The sequence below is a fragment of the Pseudomonas sp. GW822-FHT03F08 genome, from assembly GCF_058801265.1.
In genome coordinates, this window is sequence record NZ_JBXANC010000008.1 from 122495 (window position 1) to 142015 (window position 19521).

18 protein-coding genes are annotated in these 19521 nt (G+C 61.1%); 7 read left to right on the forward strand and 11 right to left on the reverse strand.

Going from position 1 to position 19521, the window contains the following annotated elements:
* Positions 1 to 8: 8 nt before the first annotated feature.
* The 8 genes from fabI to gloB all read right to left on the reverse strand — a co-directional run bounded on the left by fabI (position 9) and on the right by gloB (position 10705).
* Positions 9 to 803 carry an enoyl-ACP reductase FabI gene (gene fabI, locus AC1RME_RS20930; protein ID WP_003202751.1) on the reverse strand — a complete coding sequence of 265 codons (795 nt, stop codon included), beginning with the start codon at positions 801 to 803 and terminating at the stop codon, positions 9 to 11.
* Between the two features lie 19 nt (positions 804 to 822).
* Positions 823 to 2433, reverse strand: a complete 1611-nt coding sequence (locus tag AC1RME_RS20935) for an ABC transporter ATP-binding protein (protein ID WP_102621893.1) — start codon at positions 2431 to 2433, stop codon at positions 823 to 825.
* 1 nt (position 2434) lies between these two features.
* Positions 2435 to 3454 carry an ABC transporter permease gene (locus AC1RME_RS20940; protein ID WP_102621892.1) on the reverse strand — a complete coding sequence of 340 codons (1020 nt, stop codon included), beginning with the start codon at positions 3452 to 3454 and terminating at the stop codon, positions 2435 to 2437.
* A gap of 1 nt (position 3455) precedes the next feature.
* Positions 3456 to 4529 (reverse strand): microcin C ABC transporter permease YejB, encoded by a 1074-nt coding sequence (locus AC1RME_RS20945; protein WP_493091704.1) that lies wholly within the window; start codon positions 4527 to 4529, stop codon positions 3456 to 3458.
* 4 nt (positions 4530 to 4533) lie between these two features.
* Complete coding sequence (locus tag AC1RME_RS20950; RefSeq protein WP_493066138.1) at positions 4534 to 6375, reverse strand: extracellular solute-binding protein; 1842 nt, start codon at positions 6373 to 6375, stop codon at positions 4534 to 4536.
* On the reverse strand, positions 6372 to 8204 hold the full coding sequence (locus tag AC1RME_RS20955) for an extracellular solute-binding protein (RefSeq protein WP_096820532.1): 1833 nt from the start codon (positions 8202 to 8204) through the stop codon (positions 6372 to 6374). Before AC1RME_RS20955 ends, AC1RME_RS20950 begins: the two co-directional genes overlap by 4 nt.
* Before the next feature lie 164 nt (positions 8205 to 8368).
* Positions 8369 to 9838: a transglycosylase SLT domain-containing protein gene (locus AC1RME_RS20960; protein ID WP_096820533.1), complete on the reverse strand. Its 1470-nt coding sequence runs from the start codon at positions 9836 to 9838 to the stop codon at positions 8369 to 8371.
* A gap of 99 nt (positions 9839 to 9937) precedes the next feature.
* Positions 9938 to 10705 (reverse strand): hydroxyacylglutathione hydrolase, encoded by a 768-nt coding sequence (gloB, locus tag AC1RME_RS20965; RefSeq protein WP_493091705.1) that lies wholly within the window; start codon positions 10703 to 10705, stop codon positions 9938 to 9940.
* A 65-nt stretch (positions 10706 to 10770) separates the two neighbouring features.
* Between gloB and AC1RME_RS20970 the strand changes: the two genes are divergently transcribed.
* Positions 10771 to 11529, forward strand: coding sequence for a methyltransferase domain-containing protein (locus AC1RME_RS20970; RefSeq protein WP_011333614.1), 759 nt, complete (start codon positions 10771 to 10773; stop codon positions 11527 to 11529).
* Positions 11530 to 11621: 92 nt separating this feature from the next.
* Entirely contained in the window at positions 11622 to 12083 is a 462-nt protein-coding gene (gene rnhA, locus AC1RME_RS20975) for a ribonuclease HI (protein WP_096820534.1), read from the forward strand.
* Here rnhA and AC1RME_RS20980 read toward each other — a convergent pair whose 3' ends face one another.
* A complete protein-coding gene (locus AC1RME_RS20980; protein ID WP_096820535.1) occupies positions 12084 to 12389 on the reverse strand; it encodes a DUF2388 domain-containing protein in 306 nt (101 codons plus the stop codon).
* A gap of 188 nt (positions 12390 to 12577) precedes the next feature.
* On the opposite strand from AC1RME_RS20980, the gene dnaQ reads away from it, so the two are divergent.
* The 3 genes from dnaQ (at position 12578) to AC1RME_RS20995 (ending at position 16375) form a co-directional block, all read left to right on the forward strand.
* Complete coding sequence (gene dnaQ / locus AC1RME_RS20985) at positions 12578 to 13336, forward strand: DNA polymerase III subunit epsilon (RefSeq protein WP_096820536.1); 759 nt, start codon at positions 12578 to 12580, stop codon at positions 13334 to 13336.
* Between the two features lie 154 nt (positions 13337 to 13490).
* Positions 13491 to 15746 carry an Orn/Lys/Arg family decarboxylase gene (locus AC1RME_RS20990; protein WP_102621889.1) on the forward strand — a complete coding sequence of 752 codons (2256 nt, stop codon included), beginning with the start codon at positions 13491 to 13493 and terminating at the stop codon, positions 15744 to 15746.
* 14 nt (positions 15747 to 15760) lie between these two features.
* The gene (locus AC1RME_RS20995) at positions 15761 to 16375 is read left to right on the forward strand and encodes a GNAT family N-acetyltransferase (protein ID WP_096820538.1); all 615 of its coding nucleotides are present in this window, start codon (positions 15761 to 15763) and stop codon (positions 16373 to 16375) included.
* Here the strand turns inward: AC1RME_RS20995 and AC1RME_RS21000 are convergent.
* Positions 16341 to 17234 carry a LysR substrate-binding domain-containing protein gene (locus AC1RME_RS21000; protein ID WP_102621887.1) on the reverse strand — a complete coding sequence of 298 codons (894 nt, stop codon included), beginning with the start codon at positions 17232 to 17234 and terminating at the stop codon, positions 16341 to 16343. The genes AC1RME_RS20995 and AC1RME_RS21000 overlap by 35 nt on opposite strands.
* An 85-nt stretch (positions 17235 to 17319) precedes the next feature.
* A complete protein-coding gene (locus tag AC1RME_RS21005; RefSeq protein WP_085733066.1) occupies positions 17320 to 17556 on the reverse strand; it encodes a hypothetical protein in 237 nt (78 codons plus the stop codon).
* A 185-nt stretch (positions 17557 to 17741) separates the two neighbouring features.
* Here AC1RME_RS21005 and AC1RME_RS21010 point away from each other — a divergent pair, with 185 nt between their 5' ends.
* Both AC1RME_RS21010 and AC1RME_RS21015 read left to right on the forward strand, forming a co-directional pair.
* Positions 17742 to 18302 (forward strand): NADPH-dependent FMN reductase, encoded by a 561-nt coding sequence (locus AC1RME_RS21010; RefSeq protein WP_096820540.1) that lies wholly within the window; start codon positions 17742 to 17744, stop codon positions 18300 to 18302.
* Positions 18303 to 18416: 114 nt separating this feature from the next.
* Positions 18417 to 19520 carry a DUF2855 family protein gene (locus tag AC1RME_RS21015; protein ID WP_493091706.1) on the forward strand — a complete coding sequence of 368 codons (1104 nt, stop codon included), beginning with the start codon at positions 18417 to 18419 and terminating at the stop codon, positions 19518 to 19520.
* The last annotated feature ends 1 nt before the right edge of the window (position 19521 follow it).

Genomic DNA, 19521 nt, shown 5'->3' on the forward strand with positions numbered 1-19521 from the left:
CGCGAAGATTACTCTTCGATGTTGCCCATGGCGGTGGTGTTGAAGCCGCCGTCCACGTACATGATTTCACCGCTGATGCCCGACGCCAGGTCGGAGCACAGGAAGGCGCCGGCGTTGCCGACTTCTTCGATGGTGACGTTGCGGCGCAGTGGGGTTTGCGCTTCGTTGGCGGCCAGCATCTTGCGGAAGTTCTTGATGCCCGAAGCTGCCAGGGTGCGGATCGGACCGGCCGATACGCAGTTGACGCGGGTGCCGTCCGGGCCCAGGGAGCCGGCCAGGTAACGGACGCCGGCTTCCAGCGAAGCCTTGGCCATGCCCATCACGTTGTAGTTAGGCATGGTGCGCTCGGCGCCCAGGTACGACAGGGTCAGCAGGCTGCCGTTGCGGCCTTTCATCATTTCGCGACCGGCCTTGGCCAGGGCCACGAAGCTGTAGGCGCTGATGTCGTGAGCGATGCGGAAACCTTCGCGGGTGGTGGCTTCGGTGAAGTCGCCATCCAGTTGGTCACCCGGTGCGAAGCCGACGGAGTGCACGATGCAGTCCAGGCCGTCCCACTTCTTGCTCAGTTCTTCGAAGACCTTGGCGATTTCTTCATCGCTGGCCACGTCGCACGGGAAGCACAGCTCAGGGCTCGAGCCCCAGCCCTGTGCGAATTCTTCGACACGACCTTTCAGTTTGTCGTTCTGATAAGTGAAGGCAAGCTCAGCGCCCTCGCGATGCATGGCGGCAGCGATGCCGGATGCGATGGACAGCTTGCTGGCGACACCGACGATCAGTACGCGCTTACCGGCGAGAAAACCCATGTGTTGCTCCTCTTTCAGGTTATTGCGCAGTGGCTGGTGCCAGAAAAGCGGCTTCCAGCAACTGCTGTGTATACGGATGTTGAGGAGCGGCAAAGATTGCTTGCGCGTCTCCCTGTTCGACCACTTGGCCATGCTTGACCACCATCAACTGGTGGCTCAGCGCTTTCACAACAGCCAGATCATGGCTGATGAACAAATACGTCAGGTTGTACTTGGCTTGCAGTGAACGCAACAGCTCCACCACTTGCCGCTGCACCGTCCGGTCGAGCGCCGAAGTCGGCTCGTCCAGCAGGATCAGCGCCGGTTTGAGCACCAGGGCCCGGGCAATGGCGATACGCTGCCGCTGCCCACCGGAAAATTCATGGGGGTAGCGGTGCCGGGTTTCCGGATCCAGACCTACCTCCTTCAATGCCGCAATAATCGCCGCTTCCTGCTCGGCGGCGGTGCCCATCTTGTGGATCCGCAGGCCTTCGCCAACGATGTCGCTCACGCACATCCGCGGGCTCAGGCTGCCAAACGGGTCCTGAAACACCACCTGCATCTCCCGACGCAACGGGCGAACCTCGTTCTGCGTCAGGCAGTCTAGCTGCTTGCCTTCAAAACGGATCGCGCCTTTGCTGCCGATGAGCCGCAAAATCGCCAGGCCCAGAGTGGACTTGCCGGAACCGCTTTCTCCCACGATCCCCAGGGTCTGACCCTGAGGCAGGCTGAAATTGATGCCGTCCACTGCCTTGACGTGATCCACCGTGCGCTTGAGCAGGCCTTTCTTGATCGGGAACCAGACTTTCAAGTCCTCGACCTGCAACAGCGGCGCCCCGATTTTATTGCTCGCCGGGCCTCCGCTGGGCTCCGCCGCCAGCAGCTCCCGAGTGTACGGATGCTGCGGAGAACGGAACAGTTCTTCGCACGATGCCTGTTCGACGATGCAACCGCGCTGCATGACACATACGCGATGCGCAATTCTTCGCACCAGGTTCAAATCGTGACTGATCAGTAGCAGCGCCATGCCCAATCGAGCCTGCAATTCCTTGAGCAGGTCGAGGATTTTCAGCTGAACGGTCACGTCCAGCGCGGTGGTCGGTTCGTCGGCGATCAGCAGTTCCGGCTCGTTGGCCAGCGCCATGGCGATCATCACCCGCTGGCGCTGACCGCCGGACAATTCGTGGGGCAGGGCCTTGAGGCGCTTTTGCGGCTCGGGGATGCCGACCATCTCCAGCAATTCCAGGGTGCGCTTGGTCGCGACCTTGCCGGTCAGGCCCTTGTGGATACCGAGCACTTCGTTGATCTGCTTTTCGATCGAGTGCAGCGGGTTGAGCGAGGTCATTGGCTCCTGGAAGATCATCGCGATCCGGTTGCCGCGGATGTGGCGGATGGTCTTTTCGCTCAGCTCCAGCAGGTTCTGCCCGGAATAGGTGATGCTGCCCGCCGGATGCCGTGCCAGCGGGTAGGGCAGCAGGCGCAGGATCGAGTGCGCCGTCACCGACTTGCCCGAGCCGGACTCGCCGACCAGGGCCAGGGTTTCGCCGCGCTTGATGTCGAAGCTGACGCCCTCGACCACTCGGTGCGAGCGCTCGCCCGTGCCGAATTCGACGGCGAGGTCGCGCACTTCGATCAGATTGTCCTGATTCATTTCACTTCCTCGGGTCGAAGGCATCGCGAGCGGACTCGCCGATAAACACCAGCAGGCTCAACATCAGTGCCAGCACCGCAAACGCGCTCATCCCCAGCCACGGCGCCTGCAGGTTGGATTTGCCCTGGGCCACCAGCTCACCCAGCGACGGGCTGCCGGCCGGCAAGCCGAAACCGAGGAAGTCCAGCGCGGTGAGGGTGCCGATGGCGCCGGTCAGGATGAACGGCATGAAGGTCATGGTCGAGACCATGGCGTTGGGCAGAATGTGGCGGAACATGATCGCGCCGTTCTGCATCCCCAGCGCCCGGGCCGCACGCACGTATTCGAGGTTGCGTCCGCGCAGGAACTCGGCGCGCACCACGTCCACCAGACTCATCCACGAGAACAGCAGCATGATCCCCAGCAGCCACCAGAAATTCGGCTGGACGAAACTGGCGAGAATGATCAGCAGGTACAGCACCGGCAAGCCCGACCAGATCTCCAGGAAGCGCTGGCCGGCCAGATCGACCCAGCCGCCATAGAAACCCTGCAAGGCCCCGGCGATCACACCGATGATCGAACTGAGCACGGTCAGTGTCAGGGCGAACAGCACCGAAATCCGGAAACCGTAGATCACCCGCGCCAACACGTCGCGGCCTTGATCGTCGGTGCCCAGCAGGTTGTCCGCTGACGGCGGGGCAGGGGCCGGGACTTTCAGGTCGTAGTTGATGCTCTGGTAGCTGAACGGAATCGGTGCCCACAGCACCCACGCGTCCTTGGCCTTGAGCAGTTCGCGGATGTACGGGCTCTTGTAGTTGGCCTCCAGCGGGAATTCGCCGCCGAAGGTGGTTTCCGGGTAACGCTTGACCGCCGGGAAGTACCAGTTGTTGTCGTAGTGCACCACCAGCGGCTTGTCGTTGGCGATCAGTTCGGCGCCGAGGCTCAGGCCGAACAGGATCAGGAACAGCCACAGCGACCACCAGCCACGCTTGTTGGCCTTGAACAGTTCGAAGCGCCGGCGGTTGAGAGGGGACAGGTTCATCTCAATGCTCCCGGCTGGCAAAGTCGATGCGCGGATCGACCAGGGTGTAGGTGAGGTCGCCGATCAGTTTCACCACCAGCCCCAGCAGGGTGAAGATGAACAGGGTGCCGAACACCACCGGGTAATCGCGGTTGATCGCCGCCTCGAAACTCATCAGGCCGAGGCCGTCGAGGGAGAAGATCACTTCCACCAGCAGGGAGCCTGTGAAGAAGATGCCAATGAACGCCGACGGGAACCCGGCGATCACCAGCAGCATCGCGTTGCGGAACACATGACCGTAGAGCACGCGGTGACGGGTCAGGCCCTTGGCCTTGGCGGTGACCACGTACTGCTTGTTGATTTCGTCGAGGAAGCTGTTTTTGGTCAGCAGGGTCATGGTCGCGAAGTTGCCGATTACCAGCGCGGTCACCGGCAGCGCCAGGTGCCAGAAGTAATCGAGGACCTTGCCGCCCAGGCTCAACTCGTCGAAGTTGTTCGAGGTCAGGCCGCGTAAAGGAAACCAGTCCAGATAACTGCCACCGGCAAACACCACGATCAACAGGATCGCAAACAGAAACGCCGGAATCGCATAACCGACGATGATCGCCGAACTGGTCCAGACGTCGAAATGGCTGCCGTGTCGCGTGGCCTTGGCGATCCCCAGCGGGATCGACACCAGGTACATGATCAGCGTGCTCCACAGCCCCAGCGAGATCGATACCGGCATCTTCTCCTTGATCAGGTCGATGACCTTGGCGTCGCGGAAGAAGCTGTCGCCGAAATCCAGTCGGGCGTAGTTCTTGACCATGATCCACAGACGTTCCGGCGCCGACTTGTCGAAACCGTACATGTGCTCGATTTCCTTGATCAGCGCCGGGTCCAGGCCTTGCGCGCCGCGATAGGCCGAGCCGGCCACCGACACTTCGGCGCCGCCGCCAGCGATGCGGCTGGTGGCGCCTTCGAAGCCTTCGAGCTTGGCGATCATCTGTTCCACCGGCCCGCCGGGCGCGGCCTGGATGATCACGAAGTTGATCAGCAGAATGCCGAACAGGGTCGGGATGATCAGCAACAGTCGCCGAAAAATATACACCAGCATCTGATTACTCCGTGCCCACAGGGTCGGCTTGCAGTTGGGTTTGCACTTCTACCGCGGGTTTCGTGTCGGGTTTGACCCACCAGGTGTTAATGCCGATGTCGTACTTGGGGGAGACTTTCGGGTGGCCGATGTGGTTCCAGTACGCCACGCGCCAGCTCTTGATGTGCCAGTTGGGGATCACGTAGTAACCCCATTGCAGCACACGGTCGAGCGCGCGGGCGTGGGCCACCAGGCTTTTGCGCGAATCGGCGTTGATCAGGTTCTCGACCAGATGATCGACCACCGGGTCCTTCAGGCCCATCGAGTTGCGGCTGCTCGGCTTGTCGGCGGCGGCGCTCATCCAGAATTCGCGTTGCTCGTTACCGGGTGAGTTGGACTGCGGAAAGCTGCCGACGATCATGTCGAAGTCCCGCGAACGCACGCGGTTGACGTATTGCGAGACGTCGACGCGGCGGATCACCAGATCGATGCCCAGGTCGGCGAGGTTGCGCTTGAACGGCAGCAGCACCCGCTCGAATTCGGTCTGGGCCAACAGGAATTCGATGACCACCGGTTTGCCGGTGGCGTCGACCATTTTGTCGTCGACGATCTTCCAGCCGGCCTCTTGCAGCAATTGATAGGCCTCACGTTGTTGCAGGCGAATCATGCCGCTGGCGTCGGTCTTCGGGTTCTCGAAGGCTTCGCTGAACACCTGCGCCGGGAGCTGGCGGCGGAACGGATCGAGGATCGCCAGTTGATCGGCGTCCGGCAGGCCGGTGGCGGCCATTTCCGAGTTCTCGAAGTAGCTGCGGGTGCGCACGTAGGCGCTGTTGAACAGTTGCTTGTTGGTCCATTCGAAGTCGAGCAACAGACCCAGCGCCTGACGCACGCGAACGTCCTGGAACACCGGGCGACGCAGGTTGAAGACGAAGCCTTGCATGCCGGTCGGGTTGCCGTTGGGGATCAGTTCCTTGACCAGTCGGCCCTCGGTGACGGCCGGGATGTTGTAGGCGTTGGCCCAGTTTTTCGCGGTCATTTCCAGCCAGTAGTCGAACTGCCCGGCCTTCAGCGCTTCCAGCGCGACGGTGTTGTCGCGGTAATAGTCGGTGGTCAGCACGTCGAAGTTGTAGAAGCCGCGATTGACCGGCAGGTCCTTGCCCCAATAATCCTTGACCCGCTCGTAACGCACCGAGCGTCCCGCCTTCACTTCGGCGACCTTGTACGGGCCGCTGCCCAGCGGGATTTCCAGATTGCCCTTGTTGAAGTCGCGACTGGCCCACCAGTGTTTCGGCAGCACCGGCAACTGGCCAAGGATCAGCGGCAGCTCGCGATTGTTGTTGTGTTTGAACTTGAACAGCACCGTGAGCGGGTCTTCGGCGACGGCTTCTTCGACATCGCTGTAGTAACCGCGAAACATCGGCGAGCCTTCTTTGGTCAGGGTCTCGAAGCTGAACACCACGTCTTCGGCGCGCACCGGGTGACCGTCATGGAAGCGCGCTTCGGGGCGCAGGTAGAAGCGCACCCAACTGTTGTCCGGGGCCTTTTCGATCTTGCTGGCGATCAGGCCGTATTCGGTGAACGGCTCGTCGAGGCTGTGCTTGGTCAGGGTGTCGTAGATCTGCCCGACATCGTCCGCCGGCACACCTTTGCTGATGAACGGGTTGAGGCTGTCGAAGCCGCCAAAACCGGCCTGACGGAAGATCCCGCCCTTGGGCGCGTCGGCGTTCACGTAATCGAAGTGCTTGAAGTCGGCGGGGTATTTCGGCGGCTCGTTGTACAGCGTCACGGCGTGTTGCGGGGCGGCGCAGGCCAGCCCGGCGAACAACAGGCCGCAAGCCTGCACGAGCAGGGTGCGAACGGCGTTCATTGACCTTTCTCCGAAGATTTCAGCCACCACGCGCTCAGGCCCAGGGTGTAGGGCGGCGTGCTGACGAAGGCGAACCGGTTGCGGTACGCCAGGCGGTGATAATTGAGGTACCAGTTGGGAATGCTGTAGTGCTGCCAGAGCAGCACACGGTCCAGGGCCTTGCCGGCGGCGACCTGTTCATCGCGGGTGCGTGCGGCGAGCAACTGCTCAAGCAGATGATCGACCACCGGGTTGGCGATGCCCGCGTAGTTCTTGCTGCCCTTGACCCCGACCTGGCTGGAATGGAAGTACTGCCACTGTTCCAGTCCCGGGCTGAGGGTCTGATTGAGGGTCATGAGGATCATGTCGAAATCGAATTGATCCAGACGTTGTTTGTACTGGGCGCGATCCACGGTGCGCAGGCGCGCGTCGATGCCGATGCTGTTGAGGTTTTCAATGTACGGCTGGAGGATCCGCTCAAGGTTCGGATTGACCAGCAGCAGTTCGAAACTCAGCGGTTGGCCGGCAGCGTTCTGCAAGCGCTGGCCATTGAGCTTCCAGCCAGCCTCGGCCAGCAATGCGAGGGCCTTGCGCATGGTTTCACGGGGAATGCCGCGCCCGTCGGTCTGCGGCAGCGTGAACGGCTCGGTGAACAGTCGGGCCGGCAATTGATCCTTGTACGGTTTGAGCATCAGCCATTCGTGACCGACCGGCAGACCGCTGGCGCTGAATTCGCTGTTGGGGTAGTAACTGGTGGTGCGCTTGTAGGCGTCGCTGAACAGCGCGCGGTTGGTCCACTCGAAGTCGAACATCAGGCCCAACGCCTCACGAACCTTCACCTCGGCGAAAGTCGGGCGGCGGGTGTTCATGAACAAGCCCTGGCTCTGGGTCGGGATCTGGTGCGGGATCTGCGCCTTGATCACATCGCCACGACGGATCGCCGGGAAGTTGTAGCCGTTGGCCCAGTTCTTCGCCTGATGCTCGATGTAGATGTCGAACTCACCGGCCTTAAAGGCTTCGAAGGCCACGTCGCTGTCGCGGTAGAACTCGACTTCCATGCGATCGAAGTTGTACTTGCCGCGATTGACCGGCAAATCCTTGCCCCAATAATCCTTGACCCGTTCGAACACCAGTTGCCGCCCCGGCGTCACCGAGGTGATGCGGTACGGCCCGCTGCCCAGCGGCGGCTCGAACGTGGTGGCCTTGAAGTCGCGACCTTTCCAGTAATGCTGGGGCAGCACCGGCAACTCGCCCAGACGCAGGATCAGCAACGGGTTGCCCGAGCGCTTCATCACGAAACGGATGCGTTGCGGGTTGAGGATGTCGACCCGCAACACTTCCTGAAGGGCGGTGCGATACAGCGGATGACCTTCCTTGAGCAACAGGCGATAGGAGAACGCCACGTCGTAGGCGGTGATCGGCGTGCCGTCGTGGAAACGTGCTTCCGGGCGCAGGTTGAACACCACCCAGCTGCGGTCTTCGCTGTATTCCACCGATTGAGCGATCAGGCCATAGCTGGAGGCCGGTTCATCGCCGGAAGGCGAATACTGGCCGGTGCCGACCATCAGCGGCTCGTTCAGCTCGTTGATGCCGTATTGCAGGAAATTCGGGGTGGTGACCGGGCTGGTGCCCTTGAAGGTGTAGGGATTCAGCGTATCGAAGGTGCCAAACGCCATCACCCGCAAGGTGCCGCCCTTGGGCGCTTGCGGGTTGACCCAGTCGAAGTGGGTAAATCTGGCCGGGTACTTGAGCGTGCCGAACTGCGCATAACCGTGGCTTTCGGTGATCGTCGCGCTGACGGGGGAGCTCAAGGCCAGGCTGATCAGGAGCAGGAGGAGGGGACGCTTCAAGTCAGATCCGATCCAGGCGGCTTGGGCTTTGTGGGCCGTACAGTAACAGCTTGTATGGACAGGAAAAAGACAGGGGGTTAATGCGCGCTTAATTGTGGGAGTCGCTGGCGGCGAAGGCAAAAAATGACAGGCAAAAAAAGCCCCTGAAATTCAGGGGCTCTTTATCAGTGCGGCTGGTAAACCGTGAGCATTTGCCCAGGCTTGAGCGCCTTGCCGGCGCCCGGGTTCCAGCGCTTGAGATGCTGCATCTCGACGTTGAAACGCTTGGCCACCACGTACAGCGTGTCGCCTTGCTTGACCTTGTATTGGGTCTGTTTCTGGTTGTCGGTCTTGCTGCTGGTCTTGCTGTTGGCGGCCAGCACCGTGTTGATGCGTCCACCGCTGGTGTTGCGGGCCGGCGTGCGCTTGGTGGTGTCCTGCATGACCAGGGTCTGGCCGACCTTGAGGTTTTTGCCGGTCATCTTGTTCCAGCGTTGCAGGTCCTTGACGTCGACCTTGTTGGCCTTGGCGATGGACGCGAGGTTGTCACCGCGTTTGACCCGGTAGGCACGCTTGAGCTTCGCGACTTCGGTCGGATCGGCGCCTTCGAAGACCGGTTTCAGCGAGCGAGGGCTGATCAGTTCTTCAGGACGCATGGTCTGCAGGCTGGCGGTCAGCAGTTGCGCCTTCGAGGTCGGCACCAGCAGGTGCTGCGGGCCGTCGATGGTGGTGCGCTGCTTGAAGGCCGGGTTGAGCTGGAACAGCTCGTCTTCGTCGATGTTGGCCACTGCGGCGACCTTGGACAGGTCCATGCGCTGGTTGATTTCGACGACCTGGAAATACGGTTCGTTGGCGATCGGGTTGAGGTTCACCCCGTAGGCTTCCGGCGACAGTACCACTTGCGACAGCGCCAGCAGTTTCGGCACGTAGGCCTGGGTTTCCGCCGGCAGCGGCAGGTTCCAGTAGTCGGTCGGAAGACCCAGTCGCTCGTTGCGTTCGATGGCGCGGCTGACTGTGCCTTCGCCGGCGTTGTAGGCCGCCAGGGCCAGCAGCCAGTCACCGTTGAACATGTCGTGCAGACGGGTCAGGTAATCCATCGCTGCCGTGGTCGAGGCAGTGATGTCGCGACGGCCGTCGTAGAAGCGGGTCTGGCGCAGGTTGTAGTAACGCCCGGTGGAAGGGATGAATTGCCAGAGACCCACAGCATCGGCCCGGGAATAGGCCATCGGGTTGTAGGCGCTTTCAATCACTGGCAGCAGCGCCAGTTCCAGCGGCATGTTGCGTTCTTCGAGGCGCTCGACGATGTAATGAATGTAGAGGCTGCCGCGTTCCCCGGCGTTCTCGAGAAAGGAAGGGTTACTGGCGAACCACAGGCGCTGTTGCTCGATGCGCGGGTTCACGCCCAGGCCTTCCTGGAGCTGGAAACCACCGCGCATGCGTTCCCAGATGTCCTGGGGCACCTGCGGGCTGGGCTTCTCGGACAACCAGATGGGCTTCTGCTTGGCTCGCGCAGCAATGTTCGGCGTATGGGTCGCTTCAGTCTGCGGAGCATGGCTGGAACAGCCCGCCAGCGTGGCGGACACAGCCACCGCGATGGCTTGCGCCAGGCGGGTCAATGCGTCTGAATTGACGGACTTACGTATGGATGACGACATTGGCTGGAAGTAAGTTCCGGGCAAAAATGTCGGGGGATTCTAGAAAGCGCACCCCCTGCGGTCAACCATTCAGAGTTTTTGTACCAAGTGGTGAACGGCTTAGAACTTATCTTTCCAAGCCCGCAGAGCCGCAAAAACCTCACTCGGCGCCCGGTTTTGAGCGCCATTCCGTTCGTCCACTTTTTGTTTAACTAATGTTTCACCGGTACGCAAAAACGGGTTTGTGAGCTTTTCCAGGGCCAGGGTCGAGGGCAGGGTCATGACGCCGTTCTGCCGTTGCTGGGTGACTTTTTCCAGACGGGCGGCAATGTTCGGGTTGCCCGGTTCCACGGCGGCGGCAAATTTCAGGTTGCTCAGGGTGTATTCGTGAGTGCAGTAGACCAGCGTGTCCTCGGGCAGCGACGCCAGACGTCCCAGCGAGTGGTGCATCTGCTCCGGTGTACCTTCGAACAACCGGCCGCAACCGGCGGCGAACAGGGTGTCGCCGCAGAACAGCAGGCCGTGGTGGTAATAGGCGATGTGCCCCAGGGTATGGCCGGGAACGGCGTAGACATCGAAATCCCAGCCGAGCACGCGCACCTTGTCGTTGTCCTTGAGGGCTACGTCTCGCCCCGGAATGCTTTCGCTGGCCGGCCCGTAGACCGTGGCATCGGTTGCCTTCTTCAGCGTTTCGACGCCGCCGACATGATCATGGTGATGATGAGTGATCAAAATATCGGCGAGCACCCAGCCCGGATGCGCAGCGAGCCATGCCTGCACAGGGGCGGCATCCCCCGGATCGACCACCGCGCAACGCTGGGTGGCATGATCCTGTAACAACCAGATGTAGTTGTCGGTGAAGGCGGGCAGGGCACTGATCTGTATCATCTTCGGATTCGCCAAGCAGGTAACATTGGCGCATCTTAGAGGTTCCTGGCGTGTTGGAGAATGCAATGATCGATAAAGCGTTCGCTCAGGCCGATCCTGACTGGCTCGCCCTGATCGGTGCGGCCCGTGAGTGGCTGTCCGGCCCCCTCGGGCAATTTCTGCTGGACGAAGAGCGCCGCATGCTCGAAGACGAGCTCGGCCGGTTCTTCGGCGGCTATCTGGTGCATTATGGCCCGTCCGCCGAAACGCCGCCGTCGGCGCCGCAGGTGCAGCGCAACGTGCGGCTTGGCGCGCCATTGCCCGGTGTCGAGATCGTCTGCGAGGAACAGGCCTGGCCGTTGAGCGAGCACGCCGCCGACGTGGTGGTGTTGCAGCATGGCCTGGATTTCTGCCTGTCGCCCCACGGTTTGCTGCGTGAAGCGGCCAGCAGCGTGCGCCCCGGCGGGCATCTGCTGATCGTCGGCATCAACCCCTGGAGCACCTGGGGCCTGCGTCATGTGTTCGCTCATGACGCCTTGCATCAGGCGCGCTGCATCTCGCCGTCACGGGTCGCCGACTGGCTCAACCTGCTGGGCTTCGCGCTGGAGAAACGCCGCTTCGGGTGCTATCGTCCGCCGCTCGCGTCACCCAAGTGGCAGGCCCGTCTGGCCGGCTGGGAACGCAAGGCCGGCGACTGGCAACTGTCGGGCGGCGGCTTCTATCTGCTGGTTGCGCGCAAGATCGTGGTCGGCCTGCGTCCGGTGCGCCAGGAGCGCCGCGAGCCGATGGGCAAGCTGATTCCGCTGCCGATGGCCAAGGTCAATCGCCGCCGTATCGAACCGTAAACCTTCTTTTATTTGTGGCCGGGTCTGTCCCGGCCTCGGCCATCGTCGATCCGTGATCGACGGGGCAACGCATTTTTTCTGGATAGATTGGCATGAGCGAAAGCGTCGATAGCGTAGAACTGTTCACTGATGGCGCCTGCAAGGGCAACCCCGGCCCCGGCGGCTGGGGCGCCTTGCTGGTGTGCAAGGGCGTCGAAAAGGAACTGTGGGGCGGCGAAGCCAACACCACCAACAACCGCATGGAACTGCTCGGCGCGATCCGTGGCCTCGAAGCCCTCAAGCGTCCATGCGAAGTGCTGCTGGTGACCGACTCGCAATACGTGATGAAAGGCATCAACGAGTGGATGGCCAACTGGAAGAAGCGCGGCTGGAAAACCGCCGCCAAAGAGCCTGTGAAAAACGCCGACCTGTGGAAAGAGCTGGACGAGCAGGTCAACCGCCACAAAGTCACCTGGAAGTGGGTGCGCGGCCACATCGGCCACCACGGCAACGAACGCGCTGACCAGTTGGCCAACCGTGGTGTGGATGAGATTCGCGGCTACAAGCAGGACTGATCAGAGCATCAAAATGGCGCCGGCCAGTTGCAGGTCGGTGGCGGGCAGTTCCGGCAACAGGCTGCGAATCCGCTGGAACGCCGCTTCCATCTGCGCGCCGCGAATGTCCCCGTTGCTGGCAACAAAGGCCGCTGCATCATCCTTGGCGGCCAGCACGATTTTGTCGTCCTTGAACGAACCGCTGGTGCCTTTGCTGGAGCTGAGCGTAAGGCTCAGGGTGATGTCGGTGCTGATGACGAAGCTGGTGGCGTGGGCGTCAGCCATCAGCAAACAGCCGCCGAGCAATAAAATCCGTGCAGTCTTCATGAGGTACTTGAGTCCGTGAGAAACAAGCCGCGCACGCTAACAAGCCGGTTTGCCCCAGACTTTATGAACATTGCTAATGATTGTTAAAAACTGCATGAGCGCCGATCAACTGGCGGTGGGCGACGCGCCCCAAGGGCGTGTTAACATCGCCGCTTTTGCACGATTGACCCGTTGAGAGCTGAACACTGATGGCCACCAGATCCGTTGTACTCGATACCGAAACCACCGGCATGCCGGTGACCGATGGTCACCGGATCATTGAAATCGGTTGCGTCGAGCTGATCGGTCGGCGCCTGACGGGCCGGCACTTTCACGTTTACCTGCAACCGGACCGCGAGAGTGACGAAGGCGCGATTGGCGTCCACGGCATCACCAACGAATTTCTGGTCGGCAAGCCGCGTTTTGCCGAAGTGGCCGATGAGTTCTTCGAGTTCATCAACGGCGCGCAACTGATCATCCATAACGCGGCGTTCGACGTTGGCTTCATCAACAACGAATTCGCGCTGATGGGTCAGCAGGATCGTGCCGATATCACGCAACACTGCTCGATCCTCGACACCCTGATGATGGCCCGGGAACGTCACCCGGGTCAGCGCAACAGCCTCGATGCCCTGTGCAAACGCTACGGCGTCGACAACTCCGGCCGTGAGCTGCACGGCGCATTGCTCGACTCGGAGATTCTCGCCGACGTCTACCTGACCATGACCGGTGGCCAGACCAGTCTGTCGCTGGCCGGCAATGCCTCCGACGGCAACGGGACCGGTAACGGTGCGGATAACTCCGCCACCGAAATCCGCCGTTTGCCGGCGGATCGTCAGCCGGGGCGGATCATTCGCGCCACCGAAGCCGAGCTGGCCGAACACCAGGTGCGCCTGGAAATCATCGCCAAGTCGGCCGGCGCCCCGGCGCTGTGGACTCAGCTGCTGGAAGCCGAAGCCCAGGCGTAAAGCACAAAGGATCGTCCGAACGCCCTGGCCGCGTTCGGACGATCCTTTGTTTTTGGCAGTACTGACAACTGGCCACCCTCGCCACATCCGCTCCGACCCTCTACCCTGAGGACATTGGCAGATCACTCTCCGCCGCCTCAGGACACTGAGCCCCATGTACAAAGATCTGAAGTTCCCGGTGTTGATCGTCCACCGCGACATCAAGGCCGATACGGTTGCCGGCGAACGCATTCGCGGCATCGCCCATGAACTGGAGCAGGAAGGTTTCAGCATCGTTTCGGCCACGGATTACGCCGAGGGCCGGCTGGTGGCATCGACTCATCATGGTCTGGCGTGCATGTTGATCGCCGCCGAAGACGCGAGCACCAATTCCCATTTGTTGCAGAACATGGCCGAACTGATCGGTCTGGCCCGGGTGCGGGCGCCGGACTTGCCGATCTTTGCGCTCGGTGAGCAGGTCACTTTGGAGAACGCCCCGGCCGATGCCATGGCCGAGCTCAATCAGTTGCGCGGCATTCTGTACCTGTTCGAAGACACTGTGCCGTTTCTGGCCCGACAGGTCGCACGGGCGGCGCGTAAATATCTGGACGGGCTGTTGCCACCGTTCTTCAAGGCGTTGGTGCAGCACACCGCCGATTCCAACTATTCCTGGCACACCCCCGGCCATGGCGGCGGCGTTGCGTATCACAAAAGCCCGGTAGGGCAGGCGTTTCACCAGTTCTTCGGTGAAAACACCCTGCGTTCGGATTTGTCGGTGTCGGTGCCGGAGCTGGGTTCGCTGCTCGATCACACCGGGCCGTTGGCCGAGGCAGAAGCAAGGGCTGCGCGCAATTTCGGCGCCGATCACACCTTTTTCGTGATCAATGGCACCTCGACCGCCAACAAGATCGTCTGGCATTCCATGGTCGGGCGCGACGATCTGGTGCTGGTGGATCGCAACTGCCACAAGTCGGTGTTGCATGCGATCATCATGACCGGGGCGATTCCGCTGTACCTGTGCCCGGAGCGCAACGAGCTGGGGATCATCGGCCCGATTCCGCTGAGTGAATTCAGCCGCGAATCGATCCAGGCCAAGATCGACGCAAGCCCGCTGACCAAGGGCCGCGAGCCGAAAGTCAAACTGGCGGTGGTCACCAACTCCACCTATGACGGCCTCTGTTACAACGCCGAACTGATCAAACAGAGCCTGGGCAACAGCGTCGAAGTCCTGCACTTCGACGAAGCCTGGTACGCCTATGCGGCGTTTCACGAATTCTTTGCCGGACGCTACGGCATGGCCACCTCGCGCAGCGCCGACAGTCCGCTGGTGTTCACCACCCATTCCACACACAAATTGTTGGCGGCGTTTAGCCAGGCTTCGATGATTCATGTGCAGGACGGCGGTGCGCGGCAACTGGACCGTGACCGGTTCAACGAAGCGTTCATGATGCACATCTCGACGTCGCCGCAGTACAGCATCATCGCCTCGCTGGACGTGGCCTCGGCCATGATGGAAGGCCCGGCCGGTCGTTCGCTGCTTCAGGAAACCTTCGATGAAGCCCTGAGCTTTCGCCGGGCGCTGGCCAATCTGCGTGGGCACATCGACGCCAACGACTGGTGGTTCTCGATCTGGCAGCCGCCGGGTGTCGAGGGCATCGATCGGGTGCAGACCGAAGACTGGCTGCTGAAACCCGAAGCGGACTGGCACGGCTTCGGCGAGGTCAGCGATGACTACGTGCTGCTCGATCCGATCAAGGTCACCCTGGTGATGCCAGGCCTGACCGCTGGCGGCGCGCTGAGCGACAAGGGGATTCCGGCGGCGGTGGTCAGCCGTTTCCTCTGGGAGCGCGGGCTGGTGGTGGAGAAAACCGGGCTGTATTCGTTCCTCGTGCTGTTCTCGATGGGCATCACCAAGGGCAAGTGGAGCACGCTGTTGACCGAACTGCTGGAGTTCAAGCGCAGCTACGACGCCAACGTCAGCCTCGACACCTGCCTGAAGTGTGTCGCCCAGGAAGCCCCGGCGCGCTATCGCGGCATGGGCCTGCGCGATCTGTGTGATCAGCTCCACGCCTGTTACCGCAGCAACGCCACCGCCAAACACCTTAAACGCATGTACACCGTGCTGCCGGAAATCGCCATGAAACCGGCCCATGCCTACGATCAACTGGTGCGCGGCGAAGTCGAGGCGGTGCCGATCGATGAGCTGGACGGCCGGGTCGCGGCTGTGATGCTGGTGCCGTATCCGCCGGGAATTCCGTTGATCATGCCCGGCGAACGTTTTACCGAATCCACTCGGTCGATCATCGATTACCTGAAATTTGCCCGCACGTTCGATGCGAGTTTTCCGGGATTCGTGGTCGATGTGCACGGACTGCAACACGAAGATGAGGGCAATGGACGGCACTACACCGTCGATTGCGTCAAGGAATGAGGGCGTTTCCCAGTATGCAACCGGTCATGAATCCAAAATACCCAGGGCTGTCGGTGCGCGTCGCCGACGATGGCTTTGCCGCTTATATCTGGGGCAGCGATTTCAGTTTCGAGGTCGCGGCCTATGGCGCGGCCGAAATCGGCAAGCCCGTCGCGCAGTGGAGCGTGACGCCCATCGTGCCGTACCGCAAGTGCTACGGCATCGATCCCGAGGAGTTCAGCAGTTTTCGCGATGCCGCCGACAGTGCGATTTTCATGGCGTATCTGGAAGATCAGCCAGTGGGGCATCTGGTGATCAGCACCAACTGGAACGGTTTTGCTCACATCGATGAACTGGCGGTGCATGCGCCGGCTCGGCGTCACGGTGTGGCCAAGGCATTGCTGGATGTGGCGCAGTTCTGGAGCCGCAAGAAAAAACTGCCGGGGATCATGCTCGAGACCCAGAACAACAACCTCGGTGCCTGTCGTTTATATGAGCGTTGCGGTTATGTGGTCGGTGGCATCGACCATTTGCGTTATCGCGGGATCGACCCGAACACCGCCGAAGTGGCGTTGTTCTGGTATCGAATATTCGATAATCCGCTGGAAAACCTGGTCAGCTCGCCAGCATCGCCGCGGCTTGTTCCGTGACAATGCCGAGCAGGGTCTGGACGGATGTTGGCGGCGTTGCGTGTTTGAAGGTCAGCGCATAAAGACTGATCGGCACCGCCGGTGACAGCGGGCAGACATCGAGGCCGCCGGCGCGGGCACCCAGTGCGGTGAACGGGTCGACGATGGCCAGACCTTCACCAGCCTCGACCATGCTGCGCATCATCTGATGGGTCTGCACCCGGGTCTGGATGCTCGGCGCCGGGCGCAAGGCCTGAAGCTTGTGCTCCAGCGCCGGGCTCAACGGGTCCTGGCCTTCGAGGCCGACCATCGCCTGGCCTGCCAGGTCCTGCAGCGAAATGTACTTTTGCTTCGGTTGCAGCCAGCCGTGGGGCGCGAGCAATTGCAGCTTGCCTTGCGCCAGCACCTGGCAATCGATATCGGGGTGTTCAGGGTCGTGCAGGCTCAGGCCCAGATCGCTCTCGCGCAGCAACAGGCTGCGAACGATGTGGCGGGTGGGCTCGCTGAGCAGGGTGCAGGGGACGTCCGGAAGTCGTCGGCGCAATGCGGCGAGGCTTTGCGGCAACAGCTGCTGTGCCAGCGGCGGGGTGCCGATGATTCGCAGAGGCGGGGCGAGGTATTGCTTGAGGCTGCTGGCCAGCCGTTGCACTGGCTCCAGCGCGTCATAGATGTGGGCGATTTCGACTTGCAGCGCACGGGCTTCGGCCGTGGCCTGAAGCCGTCCGCGTACGCTGGCGAACAGCATGAACCCCAGCTGACTCTCGGCTTCGCGCAACCGCTCCTCGACATCGCCCGTCGGCAATTGCAGCCATTCGGCGGCGGTGCCCACGTGACCCGTCTGTAAAAGCGCCTGAATCACCTCGATATGACGTAAACGCATGCGTGAAGTCCATGTCCGGCCGTTGGGGTCAGTGGCTGAATCCTACCCCAACTCGGCGCGGATGACTTCTGCTCATAACAGTCGGTTATGAAGCGACAGTCGGCTCGGGTTCGCGAATCAACGTGATGCCCGACTGAACCAGCAGGAACTCGTTGTCATCGACTTTGTTGACGCGATCGCCAATCGCCAGTTTGTAGGTTGTAACGGGCTCCATGCCGGTGAAACCGTCTGCCGACGGGTTGGATTCCTGGAACTCATGCACGGAATAAACGCGGCCTTCCGCATCTCTTGCATGGAACTGACCGACGAGTACTGCTGCCATCTGCTTAGAACCTCTGGAGATAAAACGCTTGATTTGCGGCTTGGTAGACCGTCATCGAGCTCGGTAAGTTTTCCTACAGGAAAAAAATAATCCGGACGCGGGAAATATCCCTCGTCGTCTGGTGGAATCGTCGCCGGATCATCTATAACTACAGGCTCCTCCCACGGACAGTCGAGAGTCTTCACATGAGCAATGTCTATAACGTCGCTGTAGTCGTCGGCAGCCTGCGCAAAGCCTCGATCAATCGCAAGGTCGCCCTGGCGCTGGCGGAACTGGCGCCGGCCAACCTCAAGCTGAACATTGTCGAAATTGGCGATCTGCCACTCTATAACGAAGACATCGACGGCGATTCACCGCCGGCAGCCTACAGCACTTTCCGTCAAAAAGTGGGTTCATCCGACGCGGTGCTGTTTGTCACACCGGAGTACAACCGTTCGGTACCAGCACCGTTGAAGAACGCGATTGACGTCGGCTCGCGGCCTTATGGCAAGAGTGTCTGGGGCGGCAAGCCGGGGGCGGTGATCAGTGTTTCTCCGGGTGCCATCGGCGGTTTTGGCGCCAACCAGCATTTGCGCCAGTCCTTCGTTTTCCTCAACGTGCCGTGCATGCAGCAGCCAGAAGCCTATCTGGGCGGTGCCGGCACCGCGTTCGATGAGGCGGGCAAGTTGAACGAGTCGGTCAAACCGTTCCTGCAAAGTTTCATCAACGCCTATGGGCAGTTTGTGGAACAGCACAAGAAAGTCTGAAGCCTTCCATTCCGCCCCAGGCCATGATCGGTCACGCCTCGATGGTGTTTGCATCGGGGCGCATGGCCTGTGACGTTTGCGCCCCCGCCACTCTACGCAGCAGGAATCCGAGCGATGCAAAGTCCGATCACTGTCACGCGACTGGTGACCCGTAAAAGTGCACTCGACCAGAGCCGAATCGAGCAGGAACAGCGCAGTTCAGTGGCGGCGGACGGCGAGGTGATCCTGAAAGTCGATCGTTGCGCCCTGACCACCAACAATATTTCCTACGCTGCATATGGCGATTCGATGCACTACTGGGCGTTCTTTCCGACAGGACTGGCTGAATGGGGCCACATTCCAGCCTGGGGTTTCGCCGATGTGATCGCTTCCAGCGTCGAAGGCGTGGCGGTCGGCGAACGGTTTTATGGTTACTTGCCGCTGGCCAGTCATGTCTGGGTGCGCCCCGAGCGGGTCACCGGGCGTGGTTTCCATGACGGCACGGAACACCGGCAGACGCTGAGCTCGGTTTACAACCAATACACCCGCTGCAGCAAAGACACGTATTACCGCCCGGCAACGGAAAACCTGCAGATTCTGCTCAAGCCGCTGTTCTTGACGTCATTGTTGTTGGCGGATTTCCTTCAGGACAATCAGTTCTTCGGCGCAAGCCGTGTGGTGATTTCCAGTGCTTCAAGCAAAACCGCCTACGGCACGGCGGTGTGTCTGGCCGGCCATCCGACGCTCGAATGTGTGGCATTGACGTCGGCCGGTAACAAGGCCTTTGTCGAAAGCCTGTGCTGCTATGGCCGGACGGTGTCTTACGCAGAGTTGTCGGAGCTGGCCAATGATCGTCCGACGCTTTATGTGGATTTTTCCGGCGACCCGGGTTTGCGCGAGCGGGTGCATCAGCATTTCACCGGTCACCTCGTCTACAGCTGTTTTGTTGGCTCATCGCACACCACCGATGAAGCAGAACTGGGCGCCGTCGAAGGGCTGCGACCGGTGTTTTTCTTTGCCCCGATCCAGATTCGCAAGCGCAGCGTCGAATGGGGAGCGGAGCGCGTGAACCGGTACGTCGGCGAAGGTTTGCAGCGGTTTTATCGACAGGTCAGCGCACCGACTGACCCTCTGTTGCAGGTCGTGGAGAGTTACGGCCTTGAGGCGGCACAGAGCGTGATTTCTCGTCTGTTTCATGGTCATATCGCACCGGTGGAGGGGCACGTGATTCGACTGTGAG